Origin of the sequence: Anaerotignum sp., assembly GCF_045122575.1 — a bacterium.
GTDB lineage: Bacteria > Bacillota > Clostridia > Lachnospirales > Anaerotignaceae > Anaerotignum_A.
Map to the genome: position 1 here is coordinate 1 of NZ_JBGVHV010000119.1, position 12,225 is coordinate 12,225.

The window sequence follows — 12,225 nt, forward strand, 5'->3', positions numbered from 1 at the left end:
AGCGTGAAGCCGCCCTCAAGATAAGATTTCCCATCCTATATGGAGTAAGATCCCTTGAAGATAACGAGGTTGATAGGTTGGAGGTGTAAGCACAGTAATGTGTTCAGCTGACCAATACTAATAGATCGAGGGCTTGACCAATAAATAGTTGGCAAAGCTAACTTTGAGTGATAACAGTTTAAAAAACTGTTGCGCAAACTAAGAATTGATGATATAATGCTTCTTGTATCCAGTTTTGAAGGTGCAATCATTTAATAATAATCCTCAATAGCTCAATGGCAGAGCATCCGGCTGTTAACCGGAGGGTTGCAGGTTCGAGTCCCGCTTGAGGAGTTTCGTGGTCCGTTGGTCAAGGGGTTAAGACACCGCCCTTTCACGGCGGTAACGCGGGTTCGAATCCCGCACGGATCATATGGCGCCATGGCCAAGTGGTAAGGCAAAGGTCTGCAACACCTCTACCCCCGGTTCGAATCCGGGTGGCGCCTCTGAGTCCTGACTGAAAAGTCAGGACTTTTTCTTTTTCGAGAACAGCCGTAAAAGATTGGAGGGCGGGAAAGCACCCGCCCGAACCTCTTACAGAAATTTCCTGCCGGATATTATGCAAAAAGAACAAAAAAGCATTGACTATTTTCGAAAAAGTGGTATACTTAAACAAGTCGAATATGGCGCCATGGCCAAGTGGTAAGGCAAAGGTCTGCAACACCTCTACCCCCGGTTCGAATCCGGGTGGCGCCTCTCGGGAACATCTGAAAAGATGTTCCTTTTTTATGGTCTTCTATATTTAGACAAATATCTAAATGATATTGACAGAAAGGATAAGAATTGATAATATTTAGATGGATATCTAAATGAAGGAGGAGAAGTATGGGGCTACAGGAAACGTTTAAGGCTATTGGAGATCCTACCCGCAGAGAAATACTGGATCTGCTGAAAAATGGTCAGAAAACAGCCGGAGAAATCGTTGACCATTTTGATGCAACGGGTGCAACCATTTCTCATCATTTGTCGATCCTGAAAAAGGCCGGATTGATCTCTGATGAAAAGAAGGGGAAATATATATACTATGAACTGAATATGTCTGTGTTTCAGGAGATTTTAAGCTGGATCACAGGGCTGACAGGAGGGAAAGAAGAATGAAAAAGAAAATTTTGCGGATTCTGCTGATGATAGCGCCGATCCTGATGGTGCTGGCGGTGTATCATAAACTGCCTGCAGAAATTCCGGTGCATTGGAATTACAATGGAGAGATCGACCGCTACGGAAGCCGAAGCGAAATGTTCCTGATTGCAGGGATGAACCTGTTTTTGGGGATTTTTATGCCTCTGATGCCAAAGGTGGATCCGAAAAGAAAAAATTACGAGAGATTTGGAGAAACCTATGAATGGATGATCCTCTGGACACTGGCATTTACGGCGGTGATAACAGGGGTGATTCTGATAGAGATCCTGCATCCCGGTACACTGCATATTTCCAAGGTTGTCTGCGGAATGGTCGGGATCCTGTTTGTTGTTCTGGGAAATATGATGCCGAAAATCAAACGGAATTTCTTTACCGGGGTGAAAACGCCCTGGGCTTTGAGCAGTGACACCGTTTGGAATAAAACCCAGCGACTGGGCGGTAAAAGTCTGTTTTTGGGCGGTGTAGTGATCCTTTTCAGTACTTTTTTCAGCAGCGGAAAGGCAATGTTTTTTGTGATCATTGGGGTGGCAGTGCTGATGTGTATTGTGCCCGCAGGGATGAGTTATATCTGGTATCAGAGAGAAGCGGAAAAAACAGAAGAATAATGCAAAAAAGAAATGCCTCAGATGTCCTGATCTGAGGCATTTTTGCTGTGTATTTCAGGGAAAAACAGCCATTCCATGAGCAAGATTCCGAAAATGCTATTTTGCCTTTCTTTCTGCGGTTTTATACGATATACTAATGTCCAAAGAATATTGACAATCGTTAATAAATTACGCAGAAATTTTGATGAGGAGGAAAGCGTGTGTTAAGAGAAAATAAGACTTTCATTATCGGTCATAAAAACCCTGACACAGATTCTATCTGTTCCGCGATCGCTTATGCGGCACTGAAAAATAAACTGGGCGAAGGGGAATATGTGGCAAAAAGAGCCGGCGATGTAAATAATGAAACAAAATATGTACTGGACTTTTTTGGAGTGGAAACACCTGAACTGATCGAACATGTGGGCACACAGGTAAAAGACGTAAATATCAAACCTACTCCTGTACTGCCTTCTGATATTTCCCTGAAAAATGCGTGGAATATTATGAGAGACATAAAGGAATCCACTATGCCTGTGGTAGATGATGACAATGGCAGACTGCAGGGCATCATTTCCATCAAGGATATTGCGACAGCAAATATGGATATTTATGAAACTCGTATCCTTGCAATGTCTCATACAAAATATACTAACGTACTGGATGCCATCGATGGTACGATGATCGTGGGCGATCCTCAGGACGAGATCACAAAAGGTAAGATTCTGATTGGTGCGGCAAATCCCGACCTGCTGGAAAACTATGTAGAAGACGGAGATATGCTGCTGACAGGCAACCGTTTTGAAAATCAGCTGTGCGGTCTGGAAATGAATGCAGGCTGTATCGTGGTATGTACCGGTGCGCCTATTTCCAAAACCATTCAGAAACTGGCGCAGGAAAAAGGCTGTAAGGTCATCAGTACACCCCATGATACTTTCATGGTGGCAAGACTGATCTCCCAGTCCGCGCCTGTACGTTATTTTATGAGAAAAGATAATCTGGTTACTTTCTCCAGCGAAGATTTCATCAGCGATATCAAGGGGACAATGGCAAAGATCAGACACAGAGATTTCCCTGTTCTGGACAGAGACGGTCACTATTGCGGTATGCTTTCCAGAAGCTCTCTGCTGGCAATGAGCAATAAAAAAATCATTATGGTAGACCATAACGAAATGTCTCAGGCGGTAGATGGTATCGAAGAAGCAGAAGTAATGGAAATCATCGACCACCATCGTATCGGCAGCCTGGAAACATCCCTGCCTGTATATTTCCGCAATCAGCCCGTTGGCTGCACAGCAACCATCGTTTACGAAATGTATCAGGAAAATGATGTGGAAGTGGAACCCGCCATTGCAGGTCTGCTTTGCTCTGCGATCCTTTCCGATACACTGATGTTCCGTTCTCCCACCTGCACAGCAAAAGATAAAAAGACAGCGGAAACACTGGCGAAGATCGCAGGGATCGAAGTGCAGGAACATGCAGAAAAAATGTTCCGTGCAGGCAGCAGTCTGGCAGGCAAAACGCCCGAAGAAATTTTCTATCAGGATTTCAAAAAATTCAACGGCAGCGGTAAAAACTTTGGTGCAGGCCAGATCTCTTCTATGGATAAATGCGAACTGGAAGAACTGCGTCCTCAGATCGCCGCTTACATGGAAAGCGTTGTAAAGAAAGACGAAATGCTGTTCTTCCTGCTGACAAACATTCTGACAGAATCCTCTGATCTGGTATTTGCAGGGGAAGGTGCCAAAGAACTGGCAGAAGTGGCCTTCGGTGCAGCAGAAGAAAACTGGGTACATGTACCCGGTATGGTTTCCAGAAAGAAACAGTTTGTACCCAGCGTGTTGAGCGCATTGCAGCAGTAAAAAACAAGAGGGGAACCCCATGAAAAATTATAAGATCATACTGGCTTATGATGGAACAAGATATAATGGCTGGCAGAAACAGGGCAATACGGAAAATACGATACAGGAAAAACTGGAACGTATTCTGAAAGAGATCAGCGGGCAGGAAACGGAAGTTTTCGGCTCCGGCAGAACGGACATGGGCACCCATGCCACAGGTCAGGTCATGAATTTTCACATGGACTGGAAGGGTTCTGCGGAAAGCCTGCTGGATGCCTTCAATGCAAAACTGCCGGAGGATATTGCAGGGCTTTCTATTGAGGAAAAAGAACCCCGTTTCCACAGCAGACTGAGCGCAAAGGCGAAGCATTATTCCTACTCCATCTGGAAAAGCAGAAAAGCACCCGTTTTTGAACGGAAATATGTATTTCGATGCGAAGAAAATCTGGATATCGATGCCATGAAGGCGGCGGCCGCTGCTTTTATCGGGACCCACGATTTCAAGAGTTTCTGTGCCAATAAACGTATGAAAAAATCTACGGTGCGTACCATTTATGACATCGTATTTGAAGAAACAGAAGAAAAACTGACATTGCATTTTTATGGAAATGGTTTCCTGTATCAGATGGTGCGGATCCTGACCGGAACCCTGATCGAAGCAGGGGAAGGCAAGCGAAACGCATCCGAGATGGGAGAGATCCTTCAGGCAGGAAAAAGAGAGGCGGCAGGCTTTACAGCCCCCAGCCGCGGTCTGTTCCTGCGGGACGTATATTATGAGGACTGGAAAGGCGGTACCGAAGCATGATCCGTGTATCCGAAGTGAAATTGCCTATTGCGGGCAACCAGAAAGCACTGGAAAAGAAACTGGCGAAGGCACTGCGTGTGCCTGTGGAAGAGATCAAGGCTTACCGCATTTTCAAACGTTCTCTGGATGCCAGAAAAAAAGATAACATCCATTATGCTTATGTGGTGGATGTGGAAGTGAAAAACGAGAAGAAGATTTTAGAAAAGAATAAAGATAAGAATATTTCCAGAACCCCCGATCTGGATTATCAGATGCTGAAAGGGGAAAATCTGCCCGAAAAACGTCCCGTTGTGGTGGGCTTTGGCCCTGCGGGGATGTTTGCAGGCCTGATGCTGGCAGAAATGGGTTTGAAACCCATTGTGCTGGAACGGGGCGGCGACGTGGAAAGCAGAAAAGCAGCCGTGGAAACCTTCTGGAACACAGGCAAACTGGACACAGAAAACAACGTGCAGTTTGGGGAAGGCGGCGCAGGTACATTTTCCGATGGTAAACTGACCACCCGTATCAAAGACCCCAGATGCCGCAAGGTATTGGAGGAAATGGTAGATGCCGGTGCGCCCGAAGAAATCCTCTATGATGCAAAACCTCATATCGGCACAGACCTGCTGCGAGGCGTGGTGAAAAATATCCGTGAAAAAATCAAAGCACTGGGCGGGGAGGTTCGTTTCTTTGCCAAAGTGACAGGTTTTGAGTGGATGGGTGATTATATTGCCGCTGTGCTTCTGGCAGACGGCGAAAAGATCGAAACGGATGACGTGGTTCTGGCTTTGGGCCATAGTGCCAGGGATACTTTTGAACTGCTGCATGCAGAACATTTTTATCTGGAACAGAAACCCTTTGCCATGGGTGTCCGCATTGAACATCCCCAGAAAATGGTGGACGAAGTCCAGTATGGGGAGGCAGCCCATCAGCTGCCTGCGGCGGATTACCGTCTGACTTATACTACGGAAAAAGGACGCGGTGTTTATACCTTCTGCATGTGTCCCGGAGGCTATGTGGTGGCGGCGGCTTCTGAAGAAGGCCGACTGGCGGTCAATGGCATGAGCGAACATGCCCGTGACGGTGAAAATGCCAACTCTGCTTTGCTGGTGCAGGTATATCCGGAGGACTTCGGCAGCGAACATCCTCTTGCAGGGATGTATTTCCAGAGAGAGCTGGAAGAAAAAGCTTTCGCAGCCGGTGGCAGTGATTTTACTGCGCCTGTGGAAAGAGTCGGCAGTTTCCTGAAAACAGGAACGGCTGAAAATGTTGAAGTGGAAGGCACTTATCGCCCCGGGAAAAAGGAATGCAGTATGGATGATATTTTCCCTGCCTTCATGACAGAAGCCCTGAGAGAAGCCCTGCCTGCCATGGGCAGAAAGCTGAAAGGCTTTGACAGGCCGGATGCCTTGCTGACAGCTGTGGAAAGCCGCAGTTCTTCTCCGATTCGCATCGTTCGTGACGAGAGGGGCATGAGTCTGCAGTACAGAGGGGTCTATCCTGCGGGAGAAGGGGCCGGTTACGCCGGCGGTATCGTTTCCGCATCGGTAGATGGCATTCTGATGGCGGAAAAAATCGCAGAAAGATACGGCTGGACAAAATAAAAGAGATTGCCGTTTTTCGGCAATCTCTAAATTTTTGTTTATTCAATGGAAATGATCATGAAACTGCCTTCGGCAGTTTCTTTGTAGCCGATGGTAAGGCCGTCTCCTTCTTTCAGGGAACCCATGACTTTGGCAATATCGGAGTCAGCATCAAACTGGAATGCCTGCACCGTGCCATCAGGCAGAGTCAGCTCCGCAGTATGGGAATCTGCCAGACCGTTGAAGATAGCAGTTTCTACGGTTGCAGAATCTTCCGGCAGATCTTCCGCTGCCAGAGGGGTGATCGCTTTTACGCTGTAGCAATACAGGGCATCTTCACCAGCGTGGGCATTGTCTGTCAGTGTGACATCGTAAGCCTGAATCAGAGCAGTATCGGGTTCTGTGGAACGCAGTTCCGCGGTCACCTGATAGCCGTCCTCCGTTTTTGCGAAGGATGTGAATTTCATTTCGGAGAGGCCGATATCCCCGCGGGAAACGAAGTAAGCGTCTGCATCGGGATCGTAGGAAACATTGCCCCTCATAATAGAGGGCAGGTCAAACAGATGGTCATATTCCGCAAACAGAACAGAAGCATGTTCTTCCATAACGGAAGAAGGGATGTTCAGCTGCCAGGAGCCTTCCTCCTGACCGACCATGGGATGATCTGCGCCATAGGCACCGGTAAAGTAATAGAGGGCGATCCAGAAGAAATCGGGATCGGCGGGATCATATTCCAGACCGTTTTCCAGCATACATCTGGCCAGTGCATCTACAGGAGCAGTCATATTTGCCATGTTATCGGGCATTGTATCCGTTTCGGGTTCTTTCGTATTGCCGCAGGCGATCAGACCAAAGGCCATTACCCCTGCCAGAAGCAATGAAAGCAGTTTTTTCATGTTAAGTTCCTCCTTTTGGGTGGGATTTCTTGGGATCTCTTCTTGCTTTTATTATAGTATATCTTTCGGAATAGTCCATAAGAAAATTCTTTCAATTTTCTGAAGATTTTCCGACGATGTATCACAGGGACGGCCGAAACCCGCATAATATGGGAAAAAGGCTTTACCAAAGCAAAAAATAATGATATAATACTTTGTCGAATTATGTTCGGCGGACTGCCGATCGGTCATCAGAAAAAGAAAAAATGTGAAAAGAAGCGCCAGAGCCGCAGATCGGGCGGCTGACGAGGCAGGAGTTGTGGAAGCATATGCTTCCCGTATCGAAAATTCGGCGGATGCTCCTCGCCCTTTCGTTCAGGGTCGCAGGCCTTTTTACAAAACGGAGCGGGCAACGCTCCCGACAAAAGAAAGGCAACGGACGAATAAAAGTTTGGAGGTAAGAAAATTATGTGCGGAATCGTAGGATATATTGGCGGCGATCAGGCAGTACCCGTACTGCTGAACGGCCTGTCCAAACTGGAATACCGTGGGTATGACTCTGCAGGTATTTCCGTATATGAAGATGGTATCCGTACCATCAAAGTGAAAGGCAGACTGGCTGGTCTGGCAGAAAAACTGGAAAAAGACGGTCAGAAACCTTCTCATATCGGCATTGGCCACACACGCTGGGCAACTCACGGGGAACCCAGTGAAAGAAACAGCCACCCTCATAACAGCCAGAATGGAAAAATTTCCGTGGTACACAACGGGATCATCGAAAACTATCTGGAACTGAAGGAAATGCTGCAGAAAAAAGGTTTTGTGTTCCAGTCTGAAACAGATACAGAAGTTGTGGCACAGCTGTTTGAAGATCTGTATGACGGAGATATGATCTCCACTACCAGAAAACTGCTGGGCATGATCCGCGGTGCTTATGCGCTGGGCATCATGTGCAGTGAACACCCCGACACACTGGTGGCAGTGCGTAAAGGCAGCCCCCTGCTGGTTGGTCTGGGTAAAGGCGAAAACTATATCGCATCTGATATTCCCGCTCTCTTGGAATATACCAGAGATTACTACCTGCTGGATGAACACGAAATCGCTGTACTGAAAAACGACGGCGTTACCCTGTTCGACGAAGCGGGCAATGAAATCAAAAAAGAAATCTACCATGTAACATGGGACATCGCAGCAGCGGAAAAAGGCGGCTATGATTACTTTATGATGAAGGAAATCATGGAACAGCCCGAAGTGCTGAATAAAACCATCCAGCCCCGTCTGACAGAAACAGACATCAAACTGGATGAAATTTCCCTGACAGCAGAAGAAATCAAGAACTGCGGCAGAGTACACATCGTGGCTTGCGGTACAGCCATGCATGCCGGTATCGTTGGCAAATATGTGATGGAAGAAGTAGCAAGAATTCCTGTGGAAGTAGATATCGCTTCCGAATTCAGATACAGAAACCCTATCCTGAATAAAGGTGAACTGTGCATCATCATCAGCCAGAGCGGTGAAACTGCAGATACACTGGCAGCCTTGCGTGAAGCAAAAAGACAGGGACTGAAAGTCATCTCCATCGTAAACGTTGTTGGCAGCTCCATTGCCAGAGAAAGTGACGATGTGATCTATACATGGGCCGGCCCTGAAATTGCCGTTGCATCCACAAAAGGCTATACTACACAGATCTCCGTGCTGTATCTGATCGCTCTGCACTTTGCGAAGGTACGCGGCACCATGACAGAAGCAGCATATCATGCGGCAGTGAAAGAACTGCATGAACTTCCTGCAAGAGCGGAAGAAGTGCTGAAGGTAGATGCGAAGATGGCGGAAGTGGCAAAGAAATATGCCAACAGAGAAAATGCCTTCATCATCGGCCGCGGTCTGGATTATGCAGTAGCCATGGAAGCTTCCCTGAAACTGAAGGAAATTTCCTATATCCACTCTGAATCCTATGCAGCCGGTGAACTGAAACACGGCACCATTTCCCTGATTGAAGACGGCACACTGGTCATTGCCATTGCAATGCAGGAAAGACTGCTGGAAAAAACAGTGAGCAATGTGAAGGAAGTAAAAGCAAGGGGCGCAAAGGTACTGGCCATTGCCATGGAAGGCAATACTGCCATCGAAGATGTGGCAGACGATGTAATTTATCTGCCGAAATGCGACAGCCTGTTTACAAGCTCTTACGGCGTACTGCCCATGCAGCTGTTTGCATACTATGTAGCAGTGGAAAGAGGCTGTGATGTGGATAAACCCAGAAATCTGGCAAAATCCGTAACCGTAGAATAAGAAAACATTCAAACGCTTTAGACGAATGATCGTCTAAGGCGTTTTTTTGTAGAAATTCTTAAGATTTTCTTAAATGGCGAAGAAGGGATTGACGGAGAACTGTATTATGGATATGATACAGTTAAGAAGTGTATTATCTAAGTGATACAGTTGGAAAGGAGGGAAGGCAGTGCTGGATTTTACAAAACTGGAATTGAACACAGCAGAACCGGTCTATGTGCAGATCGTTTCCTTTGTGAAACGGCAGATATTTACAGGCACGGCGGAAAAAGGAGAATCTCTGCCTTCCAGACGAGAATTGGCGGCGATTTTGAAGATCAATCCCAACACGGTGCAGAAAGCCTTTCGCCTGATGGAGGAGGAAGGCATCGTGGTGACACCGCCCAATGCAGTCAGTGTTGTTCATTGGGATGACGGGATTTTTCGGAAGATCAAAAAAGAACTGACGGCGGGCTTGGTGTCGGATTTTGTTGCCCATGCCAAGGCAAACGGGCTGACACTGGAAGCTGTGATGGAATTGCTGCAGGAAGAATGGGGGGAGTCAGATGAAAAATGTTTGGAAACTGAGTAATTATCTTTTTGACTGGCAATGGAAGAAATGGAATCAGAAGGTAATGCTGGGGAGTGGGATTTTGGCGGTATTCTGCCTGATCGCCATGGCTTTTCCCACAGGGAATCCCCAGTCCTATGAATATTATCCAAAATCTTTTCAGTCTTATGATATGGCGGTGGATGGCAGTTTGCTGCCCGTCTTCTTCGGGCTGGGGCTGATCCTGATTCTGGTGGGGCTGTTTGTGCAGATCAAAGGATTCTCCACCAATGCAAAGGGGATTTACACCCTGTTCCTGCTGCCCATGAAGCGCAAAGAGGTTTATCTGTCCTTTCTGCTTTCCGCGGGGGCGGCCATTGCAGTGTATTACCTGATGTGGCTGATCCTGATGGTGGCGGCATATTTCCCTGTGATGGCGGTTTATGAAAGCAAAGCGGCCCAGGAAGTATTCATTCTGGCGAAGGACAGCATTGTCACAGGGCTGGATGTTTCTCAGAATAACGGGCTGTTCCTTGCTTTCCAGCGGAGTGCGTTTTTGAGCGCCTTTTTCCCTGCATCCCTTTGGCATGTGATGCCTGTCATCGGCGGCCTGTGTCTGATCGTAACGGGGATCTTTTTCGCAGGGTTTTATACACAGGAGATTGGTATTCGCATTATCTGCAGCCTTGGTGCTATTGTGGGCGGCGGCTGCATTTATCTGGGTGACTTTATCCGAAGCGTAAGGCTGGCGCTGGGGCATGGTGTGACGAATCATGCTTTCGGTCATAACACTACTCTGGGGCTGGTTGGTGTGATACTGGCAGTGGTGCTGCAGCTGTATATCATCCGCCGATTAGAAGACAGAACAGATCTGTAAGGAGGGGAGCGGTATGAAAAAAAGAAATCGAGTACTGGAAATTCTGGTTTGCACCGCTCTGGTGGCAGTGGTCTTTCTGGGATATATGTGTACGGCGCAGGATAACGGGAAATTTGAAATCCGGGATTTGGAAGGGGACAGAGCCCATCTGGCGGATTTCTCCTTTGAAGGCATTGCCGGGGATGGATCAGGACAGGTGTATTATCTCTGGCAGGATGGCGAACTGAAAACGGAATATTATCCCGGCAGTATGGCACAGGTGGATGATGTGCTTTATCAGAAAAAGCTGGGGAAAAATGTGTTCAGTCAATATTTTAAGGTATTGGATAATACCCTGTATTCCGCACCTGATCTGGAAGCGGCACCCAGCGCAGGGGCAAAGGTACAGACCTTTGATAAACTGGAAGACCTGCCAAAGGAACTGAAAGAAGAAATCATGCAGGATGTGCCGAATAGAGATGCCTACGAGCTGAAGGCTGCAGTGGCAGATTCTGTGGATATTTTTGCGGAAGTGAATGATTATGAACATCAGAAATCCACAAGATTTTTTACAGGGATGCGGCTGACGGGAAAGGAACACTACTTTGCTGAGGTAGAATACAACGGTGGCAGTACAAGGATCGGTTCCGGCAGCTATGTGCAGAACCTCGGTGCTTCTTCCGTAGAGACGGAGGATGCCTATTATACCATCCTCAATACCGATGAGACTTACGAGGGCGAAGTATATCTGCAGCGGATCCCGAAGGATGGGATGCTTTCCATGAGAGAAAATCCACGGGAACGTTGGGAAAACCTTTACAGTGACCTGACCTATGGGGAAGCAGAGATCATCAAAACCTTCCCTGTAAATGCAGAAAATCGCATCATTTCCATGGAAAAGGCAGGGGAAGACAGACTGCTGCTGGCAGTCACAGAAAAGGATAACCTGATGCTGGAACTGTATGATCTGGACGGGAATCTCCTTCACCGACTGGATGCGGGTGTGCCCCATGTTTCTGCTTATGAGCTGGATATGGTAGAAATGATCCAGAGAGAGGAACAGCTGCTGTTGTGGTTTGGCCTTTCCAGAAGGGTGCAGGAGGATGAAACAGATGAGACTGCCTTCCATTATGAAGTAGACGGTACAAAATACTATGCTGTGGAAGGAGATATCATCCGAGAACTGCAGGCGGAAAAACATCTGGACTATATTGATGCACGGAATGGGAAGATTCTGCAGATGAAAGGCGTTGCGCCGGAAGACCATCTGGCAGTGAAATTCTTCGGATACATGTATGTGGGCTATGAAATCTCCGTTACCGATGAAAAAATGGGTGAACTGCTCTATCGCGGTCAGCTGGTGACAGATTTCGCAGAAGACTATAACAGCAGACTGGCGGCGGTGAATATCGGCCAGCAGGAAAAACCCATTACTGAACGGGAAAATCCTGTGGATTGGGATAAATATAATGAACTGCACAGAGAGGATCGCAACTTTGGCAGAATGCTGCCCGGGGAAGGGACGTTCTATTACACCACATGGGCAGAAGGCTACCGCTGGGGCTATACCGTCGGCGACTATTATTACCACTGAGGAAGGGGGAAGAAATATGATCGAAGTAAAAAACATCTGGTTTTCCTATGAAACATGGGATAAATATGTGCTGCAGGATATTTCTTTCACCGTAGAACAGGGGGAGAT

10 protein-coding genes, 4 tRNA genes and 1 rRNA gene are annotated in these 12,225 nt (G+C 47.3%); 14 read left to right on the plus strand and 1 reads right to left on the minus strand.

The window, feature by feature from the left end:
* From ACJMLT_RS05955 to ACJMLT_RS06000, 10 genes are all read left to right on the plus strand, one after another.
* Positions 1-141 (plus strand): 23S ribosomal RNA (locus tag ACJMLT_RS05955); the annotation flags it as partial.
* A 120-nt stretch (positions 142-261) separates the two neighbouring features.
* Positions 262-333 (plus strand) — tRNA-Asn (locus tag ACJMLT_RS05960).
* Between the two features lie 6 nt (positions 334-339).
* A tRNA-Glu gene (locus tag ACJMLT_RS05965) sits at positions 340-411 on the plus strand.
* A 3-nt stretch (positions 412-414) separates the two neighbouring features.
* Positions 415-485, plus strand: a tRNA-Cys gene (locus ACJMLT_RS05970).
* A gap of 179 nt (positions 486-664) precedes the next feature.
* Positions 665-735: transfer RNA gene (locus ACJMLT_RS05975), tRNA-Cys, on the plus strand.
* A gap of 129 nt (positions 736-864) precedes the next feature.
* On the plus strand, positions 865-1,137 hold the full coding sequence (locus tag ACJMLT_RS05980; protein ID WP_405728044.1) for an autorepressor SdpR family transcription factor: 273 nt from the start codon (positions 865-867) through the stop codon (positions 1,135-1,137).
* Positions 1,134-1,784: an SdpI family protein gene (locus tag ACJMLT_RS05985; RefSeq protein ID WP_405728047.1), complete on the plus strand. Its 651-nt coding sequence runs from the start codon at positions 1,134-1,136 to the stop codon at positions 1,782-1,784. Before ACJMLT_RS05980 ends, ACJMLT_RS05985 begins: the two co-directional genes overlap by 4 nt.
* Positions 1,785-1,984: 200 nt before the next feature.
* Positions 1,985-3,625: a putative manganese-dependent inorganic diphosphatase gene (locus tag ACJMLT_RS05990; RefSeq protein ID WP_405728050.1), complete on the plus strand. Its 1,641-nt coding sequence runs from the start codon at positions 1,985-1,987 to the stop codon at positions 3,623-3,625.
* Positions 3,626-3,644: 19 nt separating this feature from the next.
* On the plus strand, positions 3,645-4,409 hold the full coding sequence (truA, locus tag ACJMLT_RS05995) for a tRNA pseudouridine(38-40) synthase TruA (protein WP_405728053.1): 765 nt from the start codon (positions 3,645-3,647) through the stop codon (positions 4,407-4,409).
* A complete protein-coding gene (locus ACJMLT_RS06000; protein ID WP_405728056.1) occupies positions 4,406-5,992 on the plus strand; it encodes an NAD(P)/FAD-dependent oxidoreductase in 1,587 nt (528 codons plus the stop codon). The genes truA and ACJMLT_RS06000 overlap by 4 nt, the downstream gene beginning before the upstream one ends.
* Before the next feature lie 38 nt (positions 5,993-6,030).
* On the opposite strand, the gene ACJMLT_RS06005 is transcribed toward ACJMLT_RS06000, so the two are convergent.
* Entirely contained in the window at positions 6,031-6,867 is an 837-nt protein-coding gene (locus ACJMLT_RS06005; protein ID WP_405728059.1) for a hypothetical protein, read from the minus strand.
* Between the two features lie 447 nt (positions 6,868-7,314).
* Between ACJMLT_RS06005 and glmS the strand changes: the two genes are divergently transcribed.
* From glmS to ACJMLT_RS06025, 4 genes are all read left to right on the plus strand, one after another.
* On the plus strand, positions 7,315-9,138 hold the full coding sequence (gene glmS, locus ACJMLT_RS06010) for a glutamine--fructose-6-phosphate transaminase (isomerizing) (RefSeq protein WP_405728062.1): 1,824 nt from the start codon (positions 7,315-7,317) through the stop codon (positions 9,136-9,138).
* A 169-nt stretch (positions 9,139-9,307) separates the two neighbouring features.
* A complete protein-coding gene (locus ACJMLT_RS06015) occupies positions 9,308-9,709 on the plus strand; it encodes a GntR family transcriptional regulator (protein ID WP_405728065.1) in 402 nt (133 codons plus the stop codon).
* Positions 9,684-10,544: a hypothetical protein gene (locus ACJMLT_RS06020; protein ID WP_405728068.1), complete on the plus strand. Its 861-nt coding sequence runs from the start codon at positions 9,684-9,686 to the stop codon at positions 10,542-10,544. The genes ACJMLT_RS06015 and ACJMLT_RS06020 overlap by 26 nt, the downstream gene beginning before the upstream one ends.
* A 13-nt stretch (positions 10,545-10,557) precedes the next feature.
* Positions 10,558-12,117, plus strand: a complete 1,560-nt coding sequence (locus ACJMLT_RS06025) for a hypothetical protein (RefSeq protein WP_405728071.1) — start codon at positions 10,558-10,560, stop codon at positions 12,115-12,117.
* Positions 12,118-12,225 lie beyond the last annotated feature (108 nt).